Origin of the sequence: Streptomyces griseofuscus (assembly GCF_014673495.1) — a bacterium.
GTDB classification, from domain to species: Bacteria; Actinomycetota; Actinomycetes; order Streptomycetales; family Streptomycetaceae; genus Streptomyces; species Streptomyces murinus.
The window spans coordinates 7,610,128-7,636,220 of sequence record NZ_CP051006.1 but is presented as its reverse complement, the minus strand read 5'-3'; the positions used below and the strand labels follow the sequence as shown (position 1 = coordinate 7,636,220).

General features: G+C 73.9%; 16 protein-coding genes. 12 read left to right on the top strand and 4 right to left on the bottom strand.

Annotation, left to right across the window (positions count from 1 at the left end):
- Positions 1-73 precede the first annotated feature (73 nt).
- Positions 74-2,224, top strand: coding sequence for an FUSC family protein (locus tag HEP81_RS34575; RefSeq protein WP_037655740.1), 2,151 nt, complete (start codon positions 74-76; stop codon positions 2,222-2,224).
- A 102-nt stretch (positions 2,225-2,326) separates the two neighbouring features.
- On the opposite strand, the gene HEP81_RS34570 is transcribed toward HEP81_RS34575, so the two are convergent.
- Both HEP81_RS34570 and HEP81_RS34565 read right to left on the bottom strand, forming a co-directional pair.
- Positions 2,327-3,505 carry an acyl-CoA dehydrogenase family protein gene (locus HEP81_RS34570; RefSeq protein WP_037655742.1) on the bottom strand — a complete coding sequence of 393 codons (1,179 nt, stop codon included), beginning with the start codon at positions 3,503-3,505 and terminating at the stop codon, positions 2,327-2,329.
- A gap of 72 nt (positions 3,506-3,577) precedes the next feature.
- Positions 3,578-3,952, bottom strand: coding sequence for a four-helix bundle copper-binding protein (locus HEP81_RS34565; RefSeq protein ID WP_037655743.1), 375 nt, complete (start codon positions 3,950-3,952; stop codon positions 3,578-3,580).
- Between the two features lie 111 nt (positions 3,953-4,063).
- On the opposite strand from HEP81_RS34565, the gene HEP81_RS34560 reads away from it, so the two are divergent.
- A complete protein-coding gene (locus HEP81_RS34560; RefSeq protein ID WP_172427387.1) occupies positions 4,064-4,429 on the top strand; it encodes a DUF6479 family protein in 366 nt (121 codons plus the stop codon).
- A gap of 114 nt (positions 4,430-4,543) precedes the next feature.
- On the opposite strand, the gene HEP81_RS34555 is transcribed toward HEP81_RS34560, so the two are convergent.
- Together HEP81_RS34555 and HEP81_RS34550 are read right to left on the bottom strand one after the other, a co-directional pair.
- On the bottom strand, positions 4,544-5,791 hold the full coding sequence (locus HEP81_RS34555; RefSeq protein WP_243279682.1) for an ANTAR domain-containing protein: 1,248 nt from the start codon (positions 5,789-5,791) through the stop codon (positions 4,544-4,546).
- Positions 5,792-6,024: 233 nt separating this feature from the next.
- Positions 6,025-6,390 carry a DUF3040 domain-containing protein gene (locus HEP81_RS34550; protein WP_037655745.1) on the bottom strand — a complete coding sequence of 122 codons (366 nt, stop codon included), beginning with the start codon at positions 6,388-6,390 and terminating at the stop codon, positions 6,025-6,027.
- A gap of 451 nt (positions 6,391-6,841) precedes the next feature.
- On the opposite strand from HEP81_RS34550, the gene HEP81_RS34545 reads away from it, so the two are divergent.
- The 10 genes from HEP81_RS34545 to HEP81_RS34500 all read left to right on the top strand — a co-directional run bounded on the left by HEP81_RS34545 (position 6,842) and on the right by HEP81_RS34500 (position 26,062).
- The gene (locus HEP81_RS34545) at positions 6,842-10,837 is read left to right on the top strand and encodes a type VII secretion protein EccC (protein ID WP_037655748.1); all 3,996 of its coding nucleotides are present in this window, start codon (positions 6,842-6,844) and stop codon (positions 10,835-10,837) included.
- Positions 10,838-10,907: 70 nt separating this feature from the next.
- Entirely contained in the window at positions 10,908-12,302 is a 1,395-nt protein-coding gene (gene eccD / locus HEP81_RS34540; protein WP_037655749.1) for a type VII secretion integral membrane protein EccD, read from the top strand.
- 13 nt (positions 12,303-12,315) lie between these two features.
- Positions 12,316-13,794 (top strand): type VII secretion protein EccB, encoded by a 1,479-nt coding sequence (gene eccB / locus HEP81_RS34535; protein WP_157854429.1) that lies wholly within the window; start codon positions 12,316-12,318, stop codon positions 13,792-13,794.
- Positions 13,795-13,798: 4 nt separating this feature from the next.
- Positions 13,799-17,101 carry a hypothetical protein gene (locus HEP81_RS42230; RefSeq protein ID WP_157854431.1) on the top strand — a complete coding sequence of 1,101 codons (3,303 nt, stop codon included), beginning with the start codon at positions 13,799-13,801 and terminating at the stop codon, positions 17,099-17,101.
- Positions 17,098-20,718, top strand: coding sequence for a right-handed parallel beta-helix repeat-containing protein (locus HEP81_RS42225; RefSeq protein ID WP_051850157.1), 3,621 nt, complete (start codon positions 17,098-17,100; stop codon positions 20,716-20,718). Before HEP81_RS42230 ends, HEP81_RS42225 begins: the two co-directional genes overlap by 4 nt.
- A 154-nt stretch (positions 20,719-20,872) precedes the next feature.
- On the top strand, positions 20,873-21,214 hold the full coding sequence (locus HEP81_RS34520) for a WXG100 family type VII secretion target (protein ID WP_078967368.1): 342 nt from the start codon (positions 20,873-20,875) through the stop codon (positions 21,212-21,214).
- Between the two features lie 61 nt (positions 21,215-21,275).
- Positions 21,276-21,563 (top strand): WXG100 family type VII secretion target, encoded by a 288-nt coding sequence (locus HEP81_RS34515; RefSeq protein ID WP_037655754.1) that lies wholly within the window; start codon positions 21,276-21,278, stop codon positions 21,561-21,563.
- A gap of 3 nt (positions 21,564-21,566) precedes the next feature.
- On the top strand, positions 21,567-22,121 hold the full coding sequence (locus HEP81_RS34510; protein WP_125211148.1) for a hypothetical protein: 555 nt from the start codon (positions 21,567-21,569) through the stop codon (positions 22,119-22,121).
- A 91-nt stretch (positions 22,122-22,212) separates the two neighbouring features.
- Complete coding sequence (locus tag HEP81_RS34505; protein ID WP_190276062.1) at positions 22,213-25,545, top strand: WXG100 family type VII secretion target; 3,333 nt, start codon at positions 22,213-22,215, stop codon at positions 25,543-25,545.
- Positions 25,546-25,621: 76 nt separating this feature from the next.
- On the top strand, positions 25,622-26,062 hold the full coding sequence (locus HEP81_RS34500) for a YbaB/EbfC family nucleoid-associated protein (RefSeq protein ID WP_037655757.1): 441 nt from the start codon (positions 25,622-25,624) through the stop codon (positions 26,060-26,062).
- Positions 26,063-26,093: the final 31 nt, after the last annotated feature.

Here is a 26,093-nt window from a genome sequence, read left to right as displayed (position 1 = left end):
CCTTGCTCGACGGTCGCCGCACCTCGATCAGGCCTACGCGACCCGGCAGGGCGTTCCGGCCGGGCGGACACCCGTGACCTGGGCGCGGGCTTTCCGGGAAGTCGTGCGAGCCGGCCTCACGATCGAGGAGACGCGGCTGGAGCCCCTGCTCGCGCTGCGCGCGGCCGCCGGGGTGGCGATCGTCGTCGGGCCGGCGCTGTGGCTGGTCTCCCCCGCGTACGCCGCGTCGGCCGCCCTCGGTGCCTACTCCGCGGGTGGAGCAACCTTCCAGCGCAGCTGGCGTCCGCGCAAGGTGGTCGCGCTCGGCGCGGGCGCGGGTCTGGCGCTCAGCACCTTCGTGGGCTACCTGGCGGCGGGGCGGCTCGTGACGTTCCTGCCGCTGCTGGCCGTATGGGCCTTCGCCGCGGGCATGGCGTGGGCCGTCGGATCGACCGCTGGGATCATCGCGGCGACGACCGTGGGCAGCATGCTGGTGACCATCACCTTGCCCACGAGCATCGGGCGAGCCCTGGAGCACGCCGGGGTCATCGCACTCGGAGGCGTGACGCAGGCCGTGTTGATCTTGCTGTTCCCGATCCGGCGCTGGGGAGCGCATCGTGACGCGCTCGCCGACGGTCTGGCCGCCGTGGCGGACTACGCCCGCCGGCTGCGGCACGACCCGACCGCTCCGTTCGACCCGGAGCCGTTGATGACGGCCCGGGACGCGGCTGCCGTGACGCCGTCACAGGCCCGCACCCGGCCCGCCGTCCTGCACGGTCCCCGGGGACTCGCCGAGCGCATTCGGCCGGTGATCGCGGCGCTTGCCGACCCGGACGTGGGCGCCCCGGCGGAGGGACCCGGGCGGGACCGAGCGCGGGAGTTGCTCGACGCGGCCGCAGACGTCCTGGACGCGGCCGCCCGTTCGATCCGACGCGGCACTCCCGCCGAGGTGCGGCCCGAGAGCACGGACGTCCTGCGTGTCGACGAGGAGCACGAGGTGCTGAAGGGCCCCGCGCGGCAAGCCGCCGAGCGGCTCGTGGAACTGCTCGGCGAGGCGTTGGAGATCGCCGGGAGCGGCTGTGCCCGCGGGCGGACGCCCACGCCGCCCGGCCTCGCCGGCGCCCAGTTCCTGGTGCGCCCGACCATGCACCGGCTGGTCCCGGTCGTCGTTCGGGCGGTCCGCCGTGAGTTCCGCCGGGACTCGCCCGTGTTCCGGCACGCCGTCCGCCTGGCGGCGGTGGCCACGCTCGGCTATCTGGTCGCCGCCCGGCTCCCCCTGGGCCACGGCTACTGGGCGCCCCTCGCCTCGTTGATGGTGATGCGGCCGGACTTCCACCGGACGTACGCGCGTGCGGTGGCCCGTCTCGCCGGGACCCTGGCGGGGGTCGCGCTCGCCACCGGCACGGTGCGGGCCCTGGGCCCGGACGCCCATGTGTCCGGCGCGCTGGCGGTGGTCGCGGCGGGCCTGTCGTACACGTTGAGCCGTACCGGCTACGCATACTCCCAGTGCTTCACCGCCGCGTACGTCGTCTTCCTGCTCGGCATGGGCGGCCAGGCGTGGGAGCAGACGGTCCCGGAGCGGGTGGTGCTCACCCTGCTCGGCGGGGCCCTGGCCATGCTGGCGTACGTGGTGTTCCCCGCCTGGGAGACACCCCGGCTGCGGGGGCGGCTCGCGGACTGGCTCGCCGCCAACGGCCGCTATGCGGCCGCGGTGCTCCGCGACTACGCCGAACCGACCCGGGAGCATCACGCCGACATGCGCAGGGCACTGCTGGAGAGCAGGGAGGCACGTGCCGCCTGGCAGGAGGCATACGACCGGGCAAGGCAGGAACCGGTCCGCCCCCGCGGTCTGACGTCGCGCGAGGCGCGGGAGGCGCAGGAGGCGCTCAAGGGGTTCGGCCGCGCGGCGATGCTCATGGAGAGCCACGTCCCGCGGCCCGGCGGCCGTGTCGTCCCCGAGGCGGAGCGGTTCGCCGACGCCGTGGAGACGGACACCGCGAAGGCGGCAGCCGCCGTGCGCGAGCACAGGAACCCGGACTGGGGACGCGTGGAGGAGGCGCTCCACGCATGGGGGGACGCCGCAGGCAACGGGGGCCCGGTCGTGCGGCGCGAGGCGGAACTGGAGAAGCGGGCCTTGGAGGACCTCGCGACGGCCGTGAGCCGCACCCCCCTGGAGCGGGACGTCGGCTCCGCTCGCGAGGACCAGCGGGTGCGGGCCGCCGTGGCGACGGAAGGTGACGGATGAGGACCCGTGCATCGGAGCGGGTGACAAAGCCGGTCGCGGGGAGCGCCTCGCCTCCGGAAGTCCGAGTGGTTTGTGCCGATCAAAAAGCTCACTCACACGCGTTCAGCGCCGCACCCTCGGCATCCCCAACCCGATCCAGGAGATGATCTCGCGCTGGATCTCGTTGTTGCCGCCGCCGAAGGTGAAGATGACGGCTGAGCGGTAGCCGCGTTCGAGTTCGCCGTGGAGGACGGCGCCCGCCGAGCCCTCTTTGAGGGGGCCGGCGGCGGCGGTGATCTCCATGAGGGCGGCGTAGGCGTCGCGGCGGGCCTCGGAGCCGTAGACCTTGACGGCGGAGGCGTCCTGCGGGGTGAGGGTGCCGTCCTCGACGGCGGTGACCATCTGCCAGTTGAGGAGCTTGAGGGCCTCGAGACGGGTGTGGGTGCGGGCGAGCAGCCGGCGCACCCAGCCGAGGTCGAGCACCCGCCGGCCGTCGGCGAGTTCGGTGCGGGCGGCCCAGTGCTGGACGTCGTGCAGGGCGCGGACGGCCATCGTGCCGTGTGCCGCGAGGGTGACGCGTTCATGGTTGAGCTGGTTGGTGATCAGCCGCCAGCCCTGGTTCTCGGCGCCGACACGGCGGGAGACGGGGACGCGGACGTTCTCGTAGTAGCCGGCCGTGGTGTCGTGGGAGGCCAAAGTGTTGATGACGGTGCAGGAGTAGCCGGGGTCGGAGGTCGGCACCAGCAGCATGGTGATGCCCCGGTGCGGCGGGGCGTCCGGGTCGGTGCGCACGGCGAGCCACACCCAGTCCGCGGTGTCGCCGTTCGTCGTCCAGATCTTCTGCCCGTTGACGAGGTATGTGTCCCCGTCGCGTACGGCCCTGGTCCGCAGCGCGGCGAGATCGGTGCCCGCCTCGGGCTCGCTGTAGCCGATCGCGAAGTCGATCTCGCCGGACAGGACGCGTGGGAGGAAGTACGCCTTCTGCTCCTCGGTGCCGAACTTCATGAGGGTCGGCCCGACCGTGTTCAGCGCCATCAGCGGCAGCGGTACGCCGGCCTGCGCGGCCTCGTCGAAGAAGATGAACTGCTCCATGGCCGACAGGCCCCGCCCGCCGTACTCCTCGGGCCAGCCGACGCCGAGCCAGCCGTCGGCGCCGAGGGTGCGGATCGTGTCGCGGTAGAAGCGTTTGCGGGCGGCCGGGTCGGCGTACCGGGCGTAGGCGTTGTCCGGGACCAGGCGGGCGAAGTAGGCGCGCAGTTCGGCGCGCAGTCGCTGCTGCTCGGGCGTGTGGTCGAGGTGCACGGCGCCTCCAGGCTCCCCAAGGGCGGTCCTGACGGCGCACACCGTAGAACGTGTTCCAGAAATTGGGAAGCGTCAGGCGAGCGTCTCCAGGAAGTCGACGCAGGCGTCGGCACAGGCCCGGCAGGCCGTCGCGGCGGACTCGGCGCCGGGGTACTCCCCGAAGGCGCGGGCGCATTCGAGGCAGGTACGGCGGCACCAGTCCACCCGGCCGCACAGCCCCTCCTCGTCCCGCCGGCTCTCCTCGCAGAGCAGTCGGCAGGTGGCGTCGCACACCTCCGCGCACATGATCCCCAGCCGGCGCACCCGCTCCTGGCAGTCCGGGCCGCCCGGATCGAGCAGGCTGACCCGTACCGAGCAGGCGCGGGCACACTCCGTGCACGCCTGGGCGCAGCTGAAGCGGTCCTCCAGGAACCGGTAGAGCTGCTGCGGGGAAGCCTGCTGGGTCACAGGGTGCGGGTTGCCCCGAGGATCCGCGACAAACCCCGCCCGTACGCCACCAAGGTCTCCTTTATTTCATTTGTTCGATTCATACGGTTATAGGAGGGGTATCCCTGTCCTATGAACACCGCATCGATGCAGCTGGCCGCGACGAGCGGCCTGATGAGCCTCGTACTCTTCGTCGTGGCCGTCGGGCTGCTGGCACTGCTCGCCGGCGGCTTCTGGCTGACCTCCCGCGTCAAGTCCCGCGAGCCCGCTCGCCCACGTCCCGAGGAGCAGCCCAAGCTGCCGCCGGAGGGCGCGGTGCACGAGATCCGGGAGAACCGGGACTACCAGGAGGTTCCCAAGACACCCAAGGGCGGCCGTCCGCTGACCCCCTACGAGCTGAGCAACATGGACTCCAAGACCAGCGAGGACCAGAAGCGTCCACGCTGGAGCAGCGGGTCCAGCGGGTCCTTCGGAGGCGGGGGGCTCGGCGCTCACTGACGATCGGTGACCGCGGCCCGCGCCGGGCCGCCGTACGCGTCCCCGCCCCAGGCGGGGCGCCTTAAAGCGACCCGGCGCGGGCCGCGTTTCGCATGTCCGGGTTCGCTGCAAGCCTCAGGGCCTGCGGGTCAGCCGGCGATGCAGATGTTCGAGGGCGTCGAGGAGGACCGTGCGGTGGTACCAGGCCAGCCAGGCGGCCGTGTCGGCGGCGAGCAGACCGAGGGCCTCGGCCCGGGTGGAGGTCGGCCGGTGTCCGGCCTGCGGCCAGTGCACGGTGATCAGACCGGCGCAGCAGCCGGCGGAGGACAGCACCGGGACGCATTGCAGGGCCCGCGCGCCGCTGGCGAGCAGGGCGCGCCTGCTGTCCTCGGAGAGCAGCGCGTCCGTGGCCACGTCGGGCATGCTCACGCGCCGCCCGCGGGTACGGGCGACCGCCTCGGCCGTACCGTCGTCGCGGCCGCGGCCCAGGTGGTCGAGGTAGGAGTCCGTGCCGCCGTGCCGGGCCTCCAGGGCGAGCGCGTTCACGGCGGGGTCGACGGACAGGACGTGCCCGGCCGGGGCGTGGGCGATGGCGAGCGCCTCGCGGAGTACGGCGTCGATCATCTGCCCGCGGTAGCGGGGGTCGCGGTCGGTGCGGGCCAGGATGCGCAGCGGGGGCACGGGCAGCGGGCGGCGGCCCGGGAACCAGATCGCGCCGTCGGGCGGCCGGGCCACCACGACGGCGGAGGCGAGCACCCGCAGCGGCACATTGAACCGCTGGGAGGTCTCCCGCAGCACCCGGAAGGCGCCACCGGTCTCGGGCAGGGCGTAGCGGGCCATGAGCACGCCCTGGGCCATGCCGATCACCGGGGCGGTGCGGACCCGGGCGCGCAGGGCGCGGACCTCCTGGTGCAGGTCCTGGTACGACGGCCGCAGCGGATCGGCCATCGGTGAGCGCCAGGCGGGCAGCTCCTCCACCTCGGCGGCGGCGCGGGCCAGTTCGCGTACGGCCTCGTCCAGGGTGGCGTACAGCTGGACGCCGTTCAGGCGGGCCAGGTGCACGGCCTCGCGGACGCCCGGCCGGGCGCGCACGATGATCAGATCGGGGCGTCCGGCGCGGACCCGCGTGGTCTCGCTGAGGGTGCGCAGCACCGCGGCGCCGCCGAGCTGTACGTGGGCCATGTCGAGGACGGGCCGCAGCCCGGCGCGGTCCGCCTGCTCCAGATGACCGCGCAGCTCCTGCGACCAGGCGTGGGCGCCGTGCGCGTCCAGGGTGCCGGACATGCGCAGCAGCAGCGCGCCCTCGGCGGGCAGGCCCTCCACGACGGAGGACTCGATCAGCAGGGGGGCCGGTGCGGCCGGCCGCGGCGAGAAGGCATTCATGACATCACCCGGGCAGGTCGGGTAGGGGCCGGTGCGGCCATTTCCTGACCATGAACCTGACCTTGGACCACCCACCATGCACGGCGGACGCCCCGCTCTCAAACCGGACGCGGCGGAGGGACGGCGGATACGGCCGTCAGGGGTGCGGCGACCCTCGTCCGCCAGGGTGGCGGGCACCGCGCGTCCCAGCGCGGTCTCGTGCGGCCCCGGCCATGAGGCCACCGTCGCGAGGCTCAGCGCCAGGAGCCCGCCCGCACCCCCGCCCGCCCCCGTCGGCGGGCCAGCCGGCACAGCAGCCGGAACGCCTGGAAGAGGGTGAGCGGCCACAGCACCGCGAAGCACCACAGCAGCCCGGGGTCCCCGGTCCGGATGCCCATGACCGCGCAGAACGCGGAGGCGAGGGCCAGCAGCAGTACGCCCGTCGGCAGCCAGATCCGCCGGTGTGCCCCATCCCGCCGTTCCCGGTGGGCGCCGCCGCCCATCCGACGGGCGAAGCCCCGGTCCTCCCGAAGATGCGCCTCGATCTCCAGCAGCGCCAGCCGCTCGCGCGGTGACAGCCGGGTCCTCTCGCGCCTGTCCCACATGTCCCAGTCGTCCACGGCGACGGCACCTCCTCCGCGGTCGGCCGCATCCGTCTCCCCGAGTTCCCCGCGCGCAGGCGCCGAAGCGGTACCACGACGCGTGTCCGATACGTCGCGTACAGCGACGGATGCGGCGATCGCACCGTGTGTCCATGCCTCCGTAACCAGAGATTCACTTTCCTGCGGCCGCGCGCGAATGAACCTCAAGCGATCATCAACAACCCCTGGATCTCAAGGAAGTGAGCGTTAGGTGTCGCGAAACGAGCCAATCATCTATTTCAAACGCCAAGCAAAATTTCCGAGTTGGCGGCCGAGGGTCGAGATGTGTTCACCCGTCTCAGCCTTCCCGTGCTTATCATCTGCCCAGTAGTGGATCACTTCCCTCCACATCACCAAGCATCAACCCGCACCCACGCGCAAGTGGTTGACCAGCCATGCCCGCGTGAGCGTTTGAGAAAGGTCCCTGTCATTGAGCACCGTGGTGGCCAAACGTTCACCGCGCGCCGAGGGTCCGCAGCTCCCCGAGGGACAGGTCGAGCTGGCGGAGCCGCCGGTTCTGGGGGAGCCGGCGAGCGCCGATTTCGGATCGGCGCTGATGTATCTGCCCATGGCGCTGGGCAGCGGCGCCATGGTGCTGATGTTCTCCATGCGCAGCGCCGGACCGACGACGTACATGATGTCCGGGATGATGGGCGTCGCCATGGTCAGCATGACGCTGACCCAGATCGGCCGGGCCGGTGCCGAGCGTCGGCGCAGGATGCGGGCCGAGCGGCGTGACTATCTGCGCTATCTCGCGCAGAAGCGCCGACAGGCCCGGCAGGCCGCCGAGCAGCAGCGGGCCGCCCTGCTCTGGGACAACCCCGAGCCGGGGCAGCTGTGGGCGCTGGTGATGGGCAACCGGCTGTGGGAACGCCGCCCGGCGCACGAGGACTTCGGCCGGGTCCGCATCGGACAGGGCGTACGCCGCGCCGCGTTGGAGTTCCTGCCGCCGCAGACCAAGCCGGTGGAGGACCTGGAGCCGCTGACCGCGATCTCGCTGCGCCGGTTCACCAAGGCGCATCAGACGGTGCCCCGGCTGCCGATCCCGGTCGCGCTACGGCGGTTCACCAGCGTGGAGTTGGCCGGTGAGCCGGAGCCCGCGCTCGGGCTGCTGCGGGCGATGGTCGCGCAGCTCGCCGCGTTCCACTCCCCCGACGAGCTGCGGATCGCGCTGCTGGGCGGGGCGTCGGCGCGGGCCGAGTGGGACTGGCTCAAGTGGCTGCCGCACAACGCGCATCCGCACGAGGAGGACGACGCCGGTCAGGTGCGGCTCGCCGCCGAGGACCACGAGGCGCTGATGGACCTGCTCGGCACCGAGGTGCGGGACCGGCCGGACCACGACCCGGACGCCTCGCCGAGCGTGGCCGAGCCGTTCGTGGTGGTCGTGGCGCAGGGCGTGCGGCTGCCCGAGACATCGCGGCTGACGCACGGCGGGCTGCGCAATGTCGTACTGCTGGACGCGACGGGCGCGATGACCGGCGGCCCGAAGGTGCTGCGGCTGACCACCCGGGGCACCTGCGTCGAATTCCCGGCCGGTGACGACACGGTGAGCGCCGAGGCCGACGCGCTGAGCCGCACCGAGGCGGACACCCTGGCCCGGCTGCTGGCGCCGATGCGCACCAGCGGCAGCGTGGACCTGGTGGACCGGCCGCTGGAGTCGGACTTCGACCTCACCGCGCTGCTGGGCATCCGGGACCCGCGCGGCTTCGACGTGGCCGCCAAGTGGCGCCCCCGGGCCGCCCAGTCCGCCCGTCTCCTGGTGCCGTTGGGCGTCACGGAGGAGAGCGAGGTCGTCGAGCTGGACATCAAGGAGTCGGCGCAGGGCGGCATGGGCCCGCACGGCCTGCTCATCGGTGCCACCGGCTCGGGCAAGAGCGAGCTGCTGCGCACCCTGGTGATGGGCCTGGTCGCCACGCACTCCTCGGAGATCCTCAACCTGGTGCTGGTCGACTTCAAGGGCGGCGCGACCTTCCTCGGCATGGACCGGCTGCCGCACACCTCGGCGGTCATCACCAACCTGGCCGACGAGATCCATCTCGTGGACCGGATGCGGGACTCCATCAACGGCGAGATGATCCGCCGCCAGGAGCTGCTGCGCGAGTCCGGGTACTCCTCGCTGTTCGACTACGAGAAGGCGCGGGGCGCCGGGGTGAACCTGACGCCGCTGCCCTCGCTGCTGATCATCGTGGACGAGTTCTCCGAACTGCTTGCCAGCAAGCCGGAGTTCGTGGACCTGTTCGTCTCCATCGGCCGTCTCGGGCGCAGCCTCGGGGTGCATCTGCTGCTGGCCTCCCAGCGGCTGGACGAGAGCCGTATCCACAAGGTCGAGGGGCATCTGTCGTACCGGATCGCCCTGCGGACGTTCTCCGCGATGGAGTCGCGCAGCGTCATCGGCGTCTCGCACGCCTATGAGCTGCCGTCGGCGCCGGGCAACGGCTATCTGAAGGTGGACACCACCAACCTGGTCCGCTTCAAGGCCGCTTACGTCTCCGGTGCCGCGCCGGAGCCGGTGGGCGACGCCGAGCACTCCGCGCAACTGGCCGCCGCCGGACAGGAGATCACCCTGTTCGGGCTGGAACGGCAGGGCACGCTGATGTCCGAGCGGATCGCCGAGCAGCAGGCGCTGGAGGCCGCCCGGGAGGCGTCGGCAGCCGCCGAACGCAAGGCCGCCGCACAGGCGTCGGGCGGTGAGCAGAACGAGGAGAGTCTCTTGGAGGTGCTGATCGGGCGCCTGGCGGAGAGCGGGCCGCCGGCCCGACAGGTGTGGCTGCCGCCACTGACCGAGTCCCCCAGCCTGGACCAGCTGCTGCCGGGCATCGTGCCGGACCCGGTGCGCGGCATGAGCGCGGCGGACCATCCCTCGCTCAGTTCGCTGCGGGTGCCGCTCGGCATCGTGGACCGGCCCTTCGAGCAGCTGCGGGAGCTGCTGGTCGCCGATCTCTCCGGCGCCGACGGCCACATCGGGGTGGCGGGCGCCCCGCAGACCGGCAAGTCGACCCTGCTGCGCACCCTGATGCTGTCCCTGGCGCTGACCCACACCCCCGAGGAAGTCCAGTTCTACTGCCTGGACTTCGGCGGTGGCGGTCTGGTCTCCACGGCCGGACTGCCGCATGTCGGCTCGGTCGCCACCCGCCTCGAACGCGACCGCGTCCTGCGCACGGTCGCCGAGCTGAGCCAGCTGCTGGAGAAGCGCGAGGAGGAGTTCACCTCGCGGGGCCTGGAGTCGATGGCGGCCTACCGCGGGCTGCGGGCCACGGGCGAGATCGACGACCCCTACGGCGATGTGTTCCTGGTGGTCGACGGCTGGGGCACGCTGCGCCAGGACTACGAGGAGCTGGAGCCCCGGGTCATCGAGATGGCCGCGCGCGGACTGTCGTTCGGCCTGCATGTGATCGGTTCCGCCGTGCGCTGGTCGGAGTTCCGGCCCCGGCTGCGCGACCTGCTGGGCACCAAGTTCGAGCTGCGGCTGGGCGATTCGATGGAGTCCGAGGTCGGCTCCCGGATCGCGGCGGCCGTACCGCACCAGCCCGGCCGCGGTCTGACCGCGGGCACCCACCACTTCCTGTCCGCGCTGCCCCGGCTGGACGGCTCGGGCGAGACCGGCGATCTCACGACCGCCACCAAGTCGGCCGTGGCGGAGATCGACACCTTCTGGACGGGCCGCCCCGCCCCCGGTGTCCGGCTGCTGCCGACCCGCCTTCCGGTGACCGAACTGCCGGTTTCCGAGGGTGACTTCAAGGTCTGTCTCGGCTGGGACGAGCAGCGCCTCGAACCGGTCTGGCACGACTTCACCACCAACCCGCACCTGATGGTGTTCGGCGACGGCGAGACCGGCAAGACCAACGCGCTGCGCCTGATGATCCGCGCCATCACCGCCCGTTACACCCCCGAGGAGGCGCGCATCATGGTCGCCGACCCGGGGCGCGGCCTCCTCAACTCGGTGCCCGAGGCGTACCGGGTCGGGTACGTCGTGGACAGCGACGCCCTCGCCCAACTGGCCACCAGCGCCTCGGTGTCGGTGGGCAAGCGGGTGCCGGGCCCGGACATCAGCCCCGAGCAGCTCGCCCGCCGCGACTGGTGGGAGGGGCCGCTGCTGTTCGTCCTCATCGACGACTACGACCTGTTCTCCGGGGCACCGGGCGCGCCCTCCCCGATGGCGCCCCTGGTGCCGCTGCTCGCGCAGGGCCTGCACATCGGCATGCACCTGGTCGTCGCCCGCAGCACCTCGGGATCGATCCGCGCCATGATGGACCCGGTGCTGCGCCGGCTGTGGGAGCTGGGCAACCCCGGCCTGCTCTTCTCCTACCCCAAGGAGGAGGGCAAGTTCCTCGGCGAGGCCAAGCCGCGCACGCTGCCCGCGGGCCGGGCCCAGCTGGTCACCCGGCGTTCGGTACGCCTCGTGCAGACCGGGCTGGTGTCGTCATGAGCGGCACGAGCGGCATGAGCGGCATGAGCATCCTCCCCACTTCTCCCTCCCCCTCCCCAGGAGCAGTCCGATGACCACAGCCCCCGCGGTCACCGCACCCGCCTCGGAGGTCTGCCGGGTCACGGTGGTGGGCCCCACCGGCCAGGCCGACCTGGCGATCCCGCTCACCACACCGGTCTCCGCGCTGCTGCCCGTACTGGTGCGCCATGTGACGAAGGAGACGGCCGACCGGGGCACGCCCTGGGTGCTCCAGCGGCTCGGCGAGGACCCGTTCGACGCCGACGCCACCCCCGCCACCGTGCAGCTGCGCCATGGCGAGGTGCTCCATCTGCGGCCCGCCGACGAGCCGTTGCCCGCCCTGCACTTCGACGATGTCTCCGACGGGGTCGCACATGTCGTGACAGCGTTGCCAGGCGGCTGGCGCCCGGCGCTGACCCGGGGCCTGGCGCTCACCCTGGCGGTGCTGGCGCTGCCCGCCGTGGCGTGGGCGCTGCTGGGGTTCGGTCCGGGGCTCGCGGCCTCGGTGGGCGCCGGGGTGATCGCCGTACTGCTGGCCGCCGGCTGTGTGACCGCCGACCGGCTCTCCGCCGACAAGGGCAGTGTGCTGGTCGCCGGCCTCGGCGCGCTCGCGTTCGGCGCGCTGGCCGGGCTGACCTTCCGCGAGGGCCCGCACGGCGGGTTCGCGCCGGGGCTGCCCGGGATGCTGGCCGCGGCGGGCGGTGTCGTGGTGGTGGCCGTCGCGCTGCTGGCACTGCGCCCGCTGCCGCTGGTGGTCCCCGGCACCGCGCTGGGCACCGCGCTCGCCGCCGCCATGGGGACCGGACTGATGCGCGCCACCCACTGGCACGGCGGTCAGGCGGTCGCCGTGGTCGCGGTCGCCATGTTCGTGCTCGGCCACTTCGGGCCCCGGCTCGCGCTGCGCACCGCCCGGCTGCGGGTGCCCCGACTCCCGCACAACGCGGCCGAGTTGCAGGAGGACATCGACCCCGAGCCGCAGGAGCGGGTGGAGCGCAGGGTCAAGGCGGCCAGCTCCTTCCTGGACACCCTCAGCGTGTCCTCCGCGCTCGTCTACGCGGCCGGGTTCTGGTACATGACCCGCGAGGGCGGCTGGATCGGCTGGCTGCTGCCGCTGGTCTTCGCGGGCGCGGTACTGCTGCGGGCCCGCGGCCTGAACCGGTCCGCGCAGCGGGTGCCGACCGTGCTCGCCGGTGCCGCCGGTCTGGTCACGGTGGCACTCACCCGGTTCGCCGCGGCGGGCGACGGCGCCCGGGTGATCGTGGTGGCCCTGCTGCTCGCCGCGGTCCTCGCCCTGCTGGTGGCCGCGTGGCGGCTGCCGACCGGCCGGCTGCTGCCGGTGTGGGGGCACAGCGGCGACCTGCTGGAGACGGTCACCGCCATCGCGCTGCTGCCACTGCTGCTCCAAGTCCTGCACGCGTACGCCTACTTCCGCGCCCTGACGAGCTGAGAGGAGCCGCAGCGTGCAGACCCGACGCGATCACATGCAGGCGTACCAGTTCGCCATGGGCCGCCTCGCGACCGCCCTCGTCACTGGCGACCCCGGCCGCGGTGACAGCCCCACCAAGCGGGCCGCGCTGGGCAGTTTCTTCGGCGCGGGACTCGTCGTCCTGCTCTCCCTGGGCTTCCTGGTCTACGGCAAGCTGTCACCTGTGACCACGGCGGCCTGGCGCGAGCCCGGCTCGATCGTCGTGGAGAAGGAGACCGGCACCCGCTATCTCTTCCTCGACGGCAGGCTGCGCCCGGTGCGCAACTACGCCTCCGCGCTGCTGCTGACCGGCAAGGGCGCCGCCGTACGCACCGTGGCGGCCAAGGCGCTGAGCGACGTACCGCACGGCGCGCCGATCGGTATCGACGGCGCGCCCGACTCGCTGCCCACCCCGGCCACTTTGCTGGCCGGGTCCTGGACCGACTGCCTGCGCCCGGATCTGCCGTCCGGCCATGTGGTCGACTTCGCGCCGGGCACGCACGCGGGCGCCTTCCCCGCCGGGCGGCAGCTGCTGCTGAAGTCCCCGAGCGGTCAGCGGTTCGTGCTGTGGCGGGGCACCAAGTACCCGGTGCCCGCGCAGTCCGCGCTGATCGCGCTCGGCCTCGACGGCGACCGGCCGGTGGCCGCGTCCGCCGCATGGCTGGCCGCCGTACCGACCGGGGCCGCGCTCGCCCCCGCGAAGCTCGACCGGATGGGCGAGGCGGCCGGGCAGATCGCCGGACGGCCCACCGCCGTGGGCCAGTTGTTCACCATGAGCGCGGCGGGCGCAGAGCACACGTACGTCATGACTGCCGGCGGGGTGGCCCAAGTCAGCGCCACCGAGGCCGCGTTGCTGGCGGCCCGGCCCGGCGCGCCGGCCACCCGCCAGGTCTCGGTGACCGACATCGCCTCCGCCCGGGTCTCCGCCCACCACTCCCTGGACAGCGGGGTGCCGGATGTGCTCGGCGCTCCGGCGGTCGACACCTCCGGGCAGGCGGTGTGCCTGCGCGAGAGCACGCAGGGCGCCCGGCTCAGCGCGGCCGTGGTCGTGGAGAGCGGCGCCGCCGCGACGGGGAACCAGCGGGTGCTGGTGCCGCCGTCGCACGGTGTGTACGCCCTGGACCAGCGGGAGGTGGCCGCGCAGGTGGCGAACCCGCACACCTTCCTGATCACCGACCAGGGCATCGTCTATCCGCTGGGCTCCTCCGCCGCGCAGTCCCTCGGCATCGGCGGCGGCACCGCGACCGCGCTGCCGGAGAGCCTGCTGGTGGCGCTGCCGCACGGACCGGTCCTCGACCGCTCGGTGGCGGCGCTGACGGTGAAGGCGGGACAGGACGGGGCGACGGCTTCTTCCCCGGCCGACTCCGGTCAGCCGCAGGGCACTTCGGGCGTCGGCCGGACCTCGGGCAAGGCCCCGGTCCCCGCGGTGTCCGCCGATCCGTCCCCGACCGGCTCCGCCGCACGGGTGGGGTGAGCGGATGCGCAGAGGACTGGGCACCGCACGGGCGGGCGGGACGGCGTTGCAGTGCCGGGCCGAGGGCCGGGCACTGCTGGTGCACCCCAAGGGCGAACCCGACCCGCAGGCCGCCGCGTTCGCCGCGGGGCTCGCCGCCGACCCGCAGCACACCCTGGCCGTGGTGGATCTCCCCTACGGCTCGCTGGAGGGCTCGGCGGACGCGGTGGCACGGCTGCTGGCGGGCCGGGGCGAGAGCCTGCGCCTGGTCTTCGGCCGTGGCACGCCCCAGGAGGCGCGGCGCGCCGCACAGCGGATCGCGGACCGGCTCGACCGGCTGGTGCTCGCCCCGGACGGCGCGGTGCTGCCGACCGACGGCGGCGGCCTGTTCATCCCGAGCGACCACGGCGCGGGCTGGCTGCGGTTCCGGCCCGGCCGGTCGGCGGAGCGCGACTCGCGCCGATTCCCCAAGCCGCGCTGGGAGTTCTCCACCTTCGACCGCCCCTGGACGACCAGCGGCCACGGCGTCGCCGAGCCGGCGCCCTGCGGGGTGTGGGTGCGCAGCCCGCACGACCATCCCGCCGCCGAGAGCGGCCGGCGCCTGGTGGACCGGCTGCCGAGCCATCCCGACATCCTCACCGTGGTCCTCGGCAGCCCCGGCGGTCCGCCGGTGACCCTGGGGGACGTGACCCGGCTGTGGGAGACGGTGCTGCCGTCCGCCCGCTCCTGGGTGCGCTTCCTGCACCTCGGTCCCGTCGCGCTGCCCGAGGGCGCCGAGGCGCTGGGCCAGGAACTCGCCGACGCGCTCGGCCAGCAGGTGGTGCTGTACGCGGGCGTGCCCGTCGAGTCGCGCGCCGGACTCGCCTCGCCCGAGGTGGCGGCGGTACGGGCGGACGGCACGCTCGGCCACCACCCCTTCGTCAGCGAGCTGATGTACTTCCCGCGCACCGGGACCGTCCCTGCCCCGCCCGCCCTCTTCGGGCTGCGCCGGCCCCTGTTCGGCGTGCCGGAGATCACCGCCGGCGTGTACGAGTACGCCGCCGACGCGGTGCTCGAAGTGGTGCAGAGCGGGCTGTGGATGCGCCCGCTGGCCGAGCCGGCGGACGGTGACGCGGTACGCCGGATACCGGCCGCGCCCGGCTACGCCGCCATCCTCTACGACCGCAGCACGCCCGGCGCGGCCGACCGTATGCGCTCGCTCGCCGAGGACATGCTGTGGCGGCTGGACCCCGAGCGCCGCGAGGGCTTCACGATCGCCCCGGCCGACGAGCCGGGCCAGGTGAGGGTGACCTCGGACGACACCGACCTGTGGTCGGCACCGGACGCCACGGCGACGGGCCCCCGGGCGATCGCCCCCACCGCCTTCCGGGGGCAGCCCCGGGCCGCGGAGGCGACGCCCTGGGGTACGGAGACCGCGGCGGCAACTCCGTTGGCGGAAGCTGGAGTTGTACGAGGTGGTGCGCCGGGCGGGGCTTCGGCGCTCGCGCATCTGGACCTCGACGAGACGACCGTCCGGGTACGCGGTAACGCGGCACCGGCGGAACTGCCCGTGGTGGCACCCCCCACGGCCAGGATCGAGTCCGAGGTGCCGGCGTCCGGTCTGCCGCGGGTCGAATCGGGCGACGACGTCCAGGTGACCGGCGAGCCCGCGGACGCGGCCACGGCCGGGCGCCCGGAGACCGTCACCACCGCGTCGTCGGCCACGGCGGCCGGGGGCCCCGTGCCCGAGCCGGTGCGGGAGGACCCGCGCCCCGGGCCGGAGCCGATACCCGACGCGCCGCGCACCGACGGTCCGGCGCCGACGCCCGCGGGCCAGGGGCCGGTTCCGGCCCCGGGTCCGGTTCCTGCGGCGCCCGCGGCCCAGGGGCCCGTGCCTCCGGCGCCCGCGCCCTCTCGTCCCGCAACGCCCGCGCGTCTTCCGCTGCCCGACCTTCCGGCCGTGTCCGAGCCGGGGAATCCGGGTGCGTCGGGTAACCCCGGCGAGCCGCCGAGGGCGAACCCGCGCCCGGTGGGCGATCCCGACGGCCCGGAGACGGACCGCCCGGCGCGGACCGACGTACCCGCGCGACCGTCCGCGCCGGAGGCGGAGCAGGAGGCCGCGCCGGAGCGAGGTGCCGGTCCGGAGCCGGAGGGGGCGAAGTCGGTTCCGCACACGCCCGTTTCCTCCGGCGCCGGTCCGTCGGTGCCGCCCGCCCCTGCCACCGAGAAGCCGCAGCCGCAGCCGCAGCCCACGGTGTCGCCGACGGCGCCCGCCGCTCCCCCGGCGCCCCCCGTGCCGACGGCACCCGCGCCCGCCGCGCGGCCCGCGCCGTTGATCCGGCTGGAGTCCGACTCCCCGGCCGCCGCTCCGGTGGCGGCCGCCGACACCGGCCGGGCCGACGGGCCGACGCCGTCTGCTCCCGCTCCCGGTGCCCCCGAGGGTCCCGAGCCCCCGGCGGCCGCCCCCGCGGCCGTACCCGGTGTCCGTGTGCAGCCCACTCCCAAGGCGTCCGCCTGTGCCGTACCGCCCGAGCGCGGTACCGAGAAGGAGCGGGACTGGGTGCGGCGGACGCTGAGCACGCAGTACAACGCGGTCGCGGGCACGGTGTCCCGGGTGATGTCGGAGTCGCCGGGACTGCGCGGCGGCGCCCGCGGCGAGGCGGCGGACGCGCTCACCGACCTGGTGGCCGTACGGCTGTTCCTGTCCGGGGACGGCGCACAGGTCAACGCGGCCGTGCGCGCCGCGGCGGTCGGTCCGCATGTGCCGTTGGCCCGCTGTGTGGCGGCCGGGCTGCGCAGGCTGCCCTCGTACCGGGGCGCCGCGCTGCTGCGGACCCGGGCGAGCGCCGCGGAACGGGCGTGGTTCCGGGAGGGCCGGCTGGTGACGGAGTGGGCGTTCTGCACGGCGTACGGCGCCCCGCGCCCAGGCCCGCACGACGCCACCGACTTCCTCATCTGGTCGATCACCGCCCGCCGTACCAATCTGATCGACCCCGCCGAGCCGGACCGCGTCGTGTTCCTGCCAGGCACCACGTTCAAGGTGCTGCGCCCAGCGGAGGGCGAAGGCCCGGTGCTGCTAAGGGAGTTGTCGCCGTCGGAGATCGCCTCCGACGGCAAGGTGGACGTCCAGCGGGTGCCGTTGGACGAGATCGCCCTGGACGGACTCGACCGCGCGGCCGCCGCGTTGCGCGCCGACGACGCGGCGGGCCGGGACGAGCGGGGCGACCCGGACGGCCTCGGGACGCCCCCGGGTCTGATCGGCGGGGCGCCTCCGCGGCAGCGCCCGCGCGGCACCGGTGACGGCAACAGCGGCGCCTTGAGCGCGCCTGACGAGGGAGCGAAACTGTGACCCGGCCCGTGCTACTGGTGTCCCCGGACCGCCCCGGGGCCTACCGCGCCATCGCCGACGCCCTGGCGGACGCCACCGACGGCGCGCTGATCACCGTCGCGCCGGGGCGTTACGAAGAGAGCCTGTACGTCAACCGCGCGGTGACGCTGGCCGCCGAGGGCGCCGGTGGCACGGTGGAGATCGCGGCCACCTCGGGCAGCACCCTCGTCCTGGACGCGGAGGCGGTCCGGCTCACCGGCCTCCAGCTGTCCGGCACCGACCGCGAGGCCCCGGTGCTCGACGTACGCCGGGGGCAGGCCGCGCTGGACGGCTGCCGGATCTCCGGTGAGGCGTGGGCGGCCGTGCTGGCCTGGCAGGACGGTGTGGTCGCGCTGCGGGACTGCCAGGTCACCAACGCGCAGGGCGCCGGCATCGTGGTCACCTCCGGCGGCGCCAACGCCGTGGAGGGCACGCATATCCAGGAGGTCGGCTCGTCGGCGGTCGTGGTGGCCGAGCACGGCCGGCTGACCCTGCGCGACTGCCGGCTCGACCGGGCCCGGGGCAACGGTGTCTGCGTCAACGGACAGGCCACGGCGGTGGTGGAGGCCACCCGGATCAGCGGCAGCGGCAAGCCCGCGCTCGCCGTGGAGCAGAACGCGCGCGCCACACTGACCGGTGTCGAGGTGAGCGGCAGCGCGGCGCTTGACGCGTATCTGACCAGCGCGGCAGAAGTCGTCCTGAACCGCTGCTCGTTCACCGGTTCCGGCGGTCAGGCGATCCGGGTCGGCGAGGGCAGCGCGCCGGTGCTGCGCGAGTGCCTGGTCGCCGGGGCCCGGCGGGAGGGCATCCATGTCTCGGCCGGTGCGCGGCCCCGCCTTGAGGACTGCCGGATCACCGGCACCCCGACCGGTCTGCTGGTGGAGGCGGGCGGGCATGCCGAGGGCGCGGGGCTGACCGTCGAGGGCGCGGGCACGGCGGCCGTGCATGTGGCGGACGGTGCACTGGTGCTGGACCGGTTGACGGCCGACGCGGGCGGTACCGCGTTGCGCGGTGTCGGGGCCAAGACGCAACTGACCGTGCGCGACGCCGAGTTGGTGACGGGCGTCGAGCTGTCCGAGGGCGCCTCGGCGACGCTGTCCGCGCTGCGGCTGCGCTCCGGCGGCGGTACGGGCCTCGCCCTCGCCTCGGGCGCCCGCGCCGAGGTGACCGGCTCGGCGTTCACCGGCTGCTCGACGCTCGTCGGGGCCGAGGCCGAACTGAACGCCCAGGACAGCGAGTTCACCGGGGCGGACGGCGACGGCATCCGGATCAGCGCGGGCGGCGCCCTGACCGCGGTCGGCTGCCGGGTCAACGGCGCGCGCGGTCACGGGGTGAATGTGCAGGCGTCCTCGCGGGCCGAGCTGACCAACTGCACCGTCTTCGACAACGGCGGCGACGGCGTGCGCTGCAACACCGATGAACCGGTGCGGGTGCACGACTGCGAGGTCCGCGACAACGGCGGCGTCCCGGTGCGCCGGCTCAAGACGGGCCAGGTCTCGGTGGAGCGGGTCGACACCGGCGGCGACCCGGGCGGCCGTACGACCGGCGCCTCCGGCACCGGCGACTCCGGCGCGCCGGACGGCGAGGCGGCGACCCGGGCGGCCGCGCACACCGGCACCGGACCCCTCGCGGAGCTGGAGGGACTGGTCGGCCTGGAGAGCGTGAAGCTGGAGGTCACCGGGCTGATCAACCTCAACAAGATGGCGCAGCGCCGCCAGGAGATGGGCCTGCCGATGCCGCCCATGAGCCGGCACCTGGTCTTCGCGGGGCCGCCCGGCACCGGCAAGACCACGGTGGCCCGGCTCTACGGCGCGGTCCTCGCGGAACTGGGCATCCTCAGCCAGGGCCATATCGTCGAGGTGGCCCGCGCCGACCTGGTGGCGCAGATCATCGGCGGTACGGCCATCAAGACCACGGAGGTCTTCAACAAGGCCCTCGGCGGTGTGCTGTTCATCGACGAGGCGTACACGCTCACCAATCAGTCCCGCGGCAACGGTCCCGACTTCGGGCAGGAGGCCGTCGACACGCTGATGAAGCTGATGGAGGACCATCGCGACGAGGTCGTGGTGATCGTCGCCGGGTACTCCGCGCAGATGGAGCAGTTCCTCGCCTCCAACCCGGGCATGGCCTCCCGCTTCGCCCGCACCGTGGAGTTCCCCAACTACAGCGCCGAGGAACTGGTCACCATCGTGCGGGGCCTGTGCGCCAAGCACTACTACGAGCTGTCGGGCTCGGCGCTGGAGGCCCTGGACCGCTACTTCCAGGACGTGCCGAAGGGCGCCACCTTCGGCAACGGACGCGTCGCCCGCCAGGTCTTCGAAGAGATGATCAGTCGGCAGGCGTCCCGGCTCGCCGCCCAATCCCCGGGCGACGACACGGAGTTGTCCCGCCTGGACGGCGCGGACGTCATCACGGTGCCGGGCAGCGCGGCGGAGGCGCAGAGCGGCCCGGCGGCCCCGGCGAGCGGCCGGGCCGAGCGGCAGGCCGACCGAGGCGCCCGCAGCCAGCCCGCGAGTCCGGCGCCCGCCCCGTCCGCGACCCCCGCCGCCGCAGCCCAACAACCGGCGGGCCTGCGGAAGTTGGCCGCGATGACCGGCCTCGACACGGCGCGCGCCGCCCTGGCCACCCGCGTCGCGGCGCTCGCCGGTGCCCCGCGGGAGCCCGGGCGGGCGGTGTCCGCGCAGGCCAACATCGTGCTGGAGGGGCCGCAGGGCAGTGGCCGGCGGGCGCTGGCCCGGGCGTACGCACGCTGTCTGACGGAGGCACGCCTGCTCAGCTCGGGCACCGTGCACGAGGTACGGCTCTCCGCGCTCCCGGCACGCTTCCCGAAGCAGCCCGCCCACCGGCTGGCGGCGGCCCTGGAGGAGGCGGAGGGCGGGATGCTGGTGCTGCGCCTCGACGAGGCCCTCGGCCGCCGTTCGCCCGCCGAGCGCGCGGCGGTCCTTGACGGACTGGCCCGGCTGGCCGGTACGCCCTGCGACACGGTGCTCGCGCTGTGCGGCTCGCCCGCCGAACTGCGTGCGCTGGTGGGTGAACGGGCCGATATCGCCGGGGAGTTCGCCGAGTATCTGCGCCTCGACCCGTATACCGTGGAGCAGGCCATCGAGCTGGTACGACGCCGGCTGTGGGCCTTCGGCTTCCAACTGGTCGACGACGCCGCCGAGATGCTGGCCGCCGCCTTCCGTGCCGCGCCGCCGCCCGGCGGCGCCTGGGAGGCGCACCGGCTGGCGGAACGGCTCGCCGCGTCCGCCCGCACCCGTACCGTCTGCGCGACAGATCTGCCCGGCCCTGCGGCACCCGACGCGACACCGGCGCCCGGCTCCGCGGGCGCGGCGGGATCGGGGGGCACGGCGGGCTCCGAGGCGGCAGGGCCGGCGCCTTCGGCGAACGGCACGCAGGCGCCCGAGGCCGCACGGGCAGCCGTACCGCCCGGGGCCACGCGGGCAGCCGTACCCGCCGATCCGCCGCCACGGGCGCACGGCGCGCACCCGCCCCACTCCGCACCGGCGCCGCAGCCGGCGAGCGCCCCGCACGCGGGGGGCGGTCTGCCGGGCACCACGGAGCCGCCGCCGCAGGCGAGGCCCCTGGTGCAGACATGAGAGACGTCCGCCCCCGGCGTCGCGCACGACCTCGTGCGCGACGGCGGACGGCGGGTCAACCCCCCACCATCCGGCGCCGGCACGCACCCCCCGTGGGTGTGACATCGCTGTCAACGGCCAAGGCCGACGCCGCAGTTCGAGAGAGGACCAAACGATGGCACTGACGTCAGTCGAACTACAGGGAATGACCGCCGCCCAGGGCAGCTTCCAGACCGCCCTGGACGAGACGACCGGCTCCTACGCCCAGATGGACGGCCAGATCGAGGGCCTGCGGGCGAGCTGGAGCGGCGAGGCCGCGAACATCTACCACACGGCCATGCAGGACTGGCTGACCGACTTCGACAAGGTCAACCAGGCGCTGCGCACCATGCTGGAGAAGCTGGCGCAGAACACCCACATCTACGCCAACACCCACGAGAACACCCAGCAGCAGGCGCAGCAGGTCGCGCAGCAGATCGGCTCGGGCAGCGTAGGTCTGCCCGGCTTCCCGTCCTGACCGGTCCCCGACCGACCCACACCTTCGTACTCGCATCCGTTCCCAAGGAGCCGGACAGCAGATGACCACGTACACCGTCCAGATGGAGCAGGTCGACTACATCGTCGGCGAGATGAACTCCATCACGCAGCGCATCAACCAGACTCTCACCGAGCTGGACAACGCGGCGAAGATGCACCTCAGCGAGTGGACCAGCGACGCCCAGCAGACCTACCAGCAGGTCAAGGCGCAGTGGGACGCGGCCGCCGCGGACATGACCCAGAAGGCCGCCTCCGCCACGCAGATGCTCGGTGAGATCAACGAGTACTACTCCAGTGGCGAGCGCCAGGGCGTTCGTCTCTGGGGGTGACCGATGGCTGACCAACCCTTGCCGATCCCGGACCCGCAGTCGTCGACGCCGACTCCGGACCCGCAGCACTACGACGGCGGGACGACGCTCGAATCCGGGCACGGCACCGTGACCGCGTCCACCACCTTCAACCCGCCCAACGTACCGGGCGGTTCGGGTAATCCGGGCAGCGGTACCAGTGTGGACACCCCGTCGATGCTGTTGTTCGCCGACAACATCGACAAGCTGATCCAGCCCACGCGGGACGCCGCGACCGAGCTGGGGAAGGTGCAGGCCGAGCCGGGCGCGTTCTATCACGCGAACCAGATCCGGACGAAGGTCAACGGTCCGAACGCCGACTCCGGACTCAAGGAGTCGTACATCAAGGTGTTCCAGGACCTGGCCCAGGGCCTGGGTGATCTGCGCGACGGCGTCAAGCAGTTGGCGCAGCACTACACCACTCTGGAAGACGCCGGGCGGATGAAGGCGACGGATCTGCAGAACGCCATGCAGAGCACGAGCAGCGACTTCACCAGCCTGGTGACCGACGCCGGCGGGTCCGGCGGCGGAGCAAGTTGACGGGTGGTCCCCGCCGCCCCCGGTGCCGTACGACGGTGACCGGGGGCGGCGGGGACCCTGACAGGGGCGCGAGCGGGAGACTGGGGCAAAGATGGGCAGCCCGGACTACAACACCGGCGGGTTCAGCGACAGCGGTGACGGCATCTTCGCCGATCCCGGGAACGATCCGGGGTCGATCGACGACTACAACTCGTGGGACTGGAAGCAGATCATGGCGGCCATCAATGGCATGTCCGCCGGCACCGGCTCCGACGCCAACCAGGAGCGCGCCAAGGGCATCTCCGACCCCCAGTCCCTGATGGACGCGGCGGGCCACTTCCTGAACGCCGAGGTGGTGCTCGCCGGCATCGCCAAGAGCCTCGCCGACCAGGCGAACGCGCTGGCCGGAGAGAACGGCCCGTGGAAGGGGGCCGCGGCGGACGCCTTCTGCGACATGATCAACACCTTCTCGCGCCAGGTGAAGGCGACCGCGGACGTGCTCTCCGGCGGTGAGGCGGGCAACTCGGTGCCGCAGCAGCTCGCCAACAACTCGGTCAATCTGTACAACGCCCAGGTCAAGATCGCCGACATCGACGCCTGGTACGCCGACCAGGCCGTGAAGATGGGCGTCAAGCCGATGAGCAACGGCCTGATCCCGATCCACGAGAAGCCGCAGCTGGTCGAGATGATGACCAGCGACATGCGGGCGGTCCTCAAGAGCCTGGCGGGCGAGTACCAGGTCACCATCGACTCGGTGCACACCCCGCCGCCCGTGACCAGCCCCACGGACAGCCCGGATGTGCCGGACAACGTCCCGGACGTCCCCGAACCCGATCTGACCGGCCCGAACCTGCCCGATGTCAACGCGCCGGATCCGCAGGCGTTCTCGGCGCCCGACACCTCGGGCCTCCCGGACCCGGAAATGCCCGGCGTGGACCCGATGAGCGCGCTCGCCACGCCCTCGCCGTACTCCGGCGGCACCGGTGTGGGCGGCGACGCGCCCGGTCTGGACGGGCTTCCGAAGGACGCGCTCGGCAACGACACCCTGGACCCGAACGCCCTGGACAAGGCGCTCAACCCGGCGGCGTTCCCCGGCGGTTCCAATCTGGACGACGGTCTTCCGACGTTCTCGCCCACCTCCTTCCCGGGCGGCCTGAACACCGGTACCGGCGACGGAAAGTTCCCCACCCTGGCCGACAACCTCGCCGAGGATCCGGCCAGTTGGTCGGACACCGGTGGGCTTCCTGAGGACTTCCCCGGCGACACGGGGGTCGGTGGCACCGGTGGCCTGAACGCGGGGGAAGGGCTCGGCGATGTCGCCCCCGAGCAGTTCCCGGGCGGCCTCGACACGGAGTCCGGGCTGCCGGAGGGGCTCGCGTCGCCGTCGCTCCTGGACAACGCGCTGGAGTCGCCGGCCCTCGACGGCCTGTCGGAGGGCGAACAGGGCCTCGGCACGGGCGGGATGCCGATGATGCCGGGCATGGGCGCGGGCGGTATGCCACAGACCGGCGCCCCCGATCGCAGCGACTCCAGCGGCCTGCTCGACAGCGAGGCCAAGCCCTGGAGCGGTGACCCGAGCGTGGCCGACGAGATCGGCGGCAGGGGCGCCGACGCGGGCGGCGACGGCCTCGGGCTGCCGCTGGACGAGGCGGAGGCCGCGGGCTACCCCGGCGGGCTCTCCACCGAGGAGGGTCTCACCGGCATGGGCGCGGGCGGCATGCCGATGATGCCGGGCATGGGCGCGGGCGGTATGCCACAGACCGGCGCCCCCGATCGCAGCGACTCCAGCGGCCTGCTCGACAGCGAGGCCAAGCCCTGGAGCGGCGACCCGAGCGTGGCCGACGAGATCGGCGGCAGGGGCGCCGACGCGGGCGGCGACGGCCTCGGGCTGCCGCTGGACGAGGCGGAGGCCGCGGGCTACCCCGGCGGGCCTTCCACCGAGGAGGGTCTCACCGGCATGGGCGCGGGCGGCATGCCCATGATGCCCGGCATGGGCGCGGGCGGCATGCCACAGACCGGCGCCCCCGATCGCAGCGACTCCAGCGGCCTGCTCGACAGCGAGGCCAAGCCCTGGGTCGGCGACCCCGAGGTGGGCGTAGAGATCGGCGGCAGGGGCGCCGGCGCGGGCGGCGAGGGGCTGGGGCTGCCGCTGGACGAGGAGGCGGAGGCCCTGCCGGGCGCGCTCGCCGCCGAGGAGGCCGAGGGCTCGGCCCTGGGCATGGGCGGTATGAACGGCATGCCCATGATGCCCGGCATGGGCGGGGGCGGCCCGGCCGCGCAGGGCACGACCGACCCGAGCGACGCCTCGGGGCTGCTGGATCCCGAGGGCGAGCCGTGGACCGGTGAGCCCGGGGTGCCCGAGGAGATCACCGGGGGCGCCGGAGCGGGTGGCGAGGGGCTCGCCCTGCCCAAGCCCACCGAGGGGGTGATGATCGGCTCGGACGGGCTGCCCATCGCGCCGCGGCCCACGGCGGCTCCCATGGCGCCCCTCGCGGACGACGAGGAGACCGGTGCCGCTGTCGCGAGCGAGGCCGAGGCCGCCGAGGCGGGTGCCGCCCTGGCGGGCGAGGCTGCGCCCGCGATGCCCGGCATGATGCCCGGCGCGGGCGCCCCCGCCACCGGGGCGCGGGACGAGCGGTCGGATGCCTCCGGCCTGCTGACTCCCGATGCGGAGGCGTGGACGCCGCAGGCGGAGGCCGACGGCGAGCGTCCTGAGGTGGCGGCCCACGAGGGCGTGGGCGAGGGCACGTTGCCCGCCGCGCTGCTCGGGGCGGCGGCGGGAGCGACCGCAGCGGCGGTGGCCGGGTCCGGCCTCGGCGCAGGTACGGCGGGAGCGGCGGAGGAGTCCGCCGAACGACGGCACCGGCGTCGGCACGAGGGCGACGCGGCGGCGCTGGTCGTACTGCCGGTGGGCGGCGACGACACCGCGCAACAGCCCGGCGAGGGCCGCCCCGGCGAACCGGACCAGCCCGAACTCCCCGACGGCCACATGGCGTTGGCGCCCGCCGCCGAGACCGATGCGGAGGACACGGCGGCGTGGGACAGCGCGGGCGCCTCGTTCGTGCCGCTGCTGTGGTCCGTGCCGACCGAGGACGAGGAGGAGGTCCTCGCGCCCGGCTACGCGACGGAGGACACGAGCACCTGGTCAGGCGGGGCCGGTGCCACGGCGGAGGAGGCGGACGGCCCCCGGCTCTCCACCTGGCGCCCCAACCGGTCCGGGCCCACCGGTCCCGGCGAGATGGTCGTCCCGGCCGTACGGCTGCGCTCGTTCGCCGGCGACCCCTCGGAACTCACCGCGGAACTGCCCCCGCAGGACCCGGCGTTGGGCGAGACGGAGGCCGAGGAGGAGCCGGCGCAGCCGTCCCGGGGCATCGCGGACCTGCTGGTCCAGGAGGGCGACACCTGGGGCACGGCGGCCTCCGACGGCTCGGGCGCGGTGCTGTGACCGCCCCCGCCACCCGGTGCCGCCCCGCCGCCGCGCCATCGCACGCCGCACCGTCGCACGACGCAAGGAGACTCGGATGAGCAGCCCCTACGACCAGGAGATAGAAGACCTGCTGGCGCTGTACCGCAAGCAGCGCACGGAGGCCATCGAGACGCGGCGCCGGATCAACGAGGTGACCGGTACGGCGACCGCGCCCCGGCAGACCGTCAAGGCGACCGTGAACGCGCAGGGCGAGGTCACCGCGATCGAGTTCCCCACCGGCGCCTATCACCGGATGGCGCCGAAGGAACTCTCCGAGGCCCTGCTGTCCACCATCCGCCAGGCCCGCGCCAACGCGCTGGAGGCCGTCGCGGAGGTCGGCTCGCACGGGCTCCCGGCCGGGGTGCGGCTCACCGACCTGATCGAGGGCAAGGTCGACGCCACCGAACTGCTCGCGGAGGAACCGGCCATGCCCGACGAGGTGCGCGAGTACATCGCCGGGGGACGGCCGGACGTACGACGCGGTGGCGGCCGATGACGCCGGACACCGCACCCCATCACGACCACGG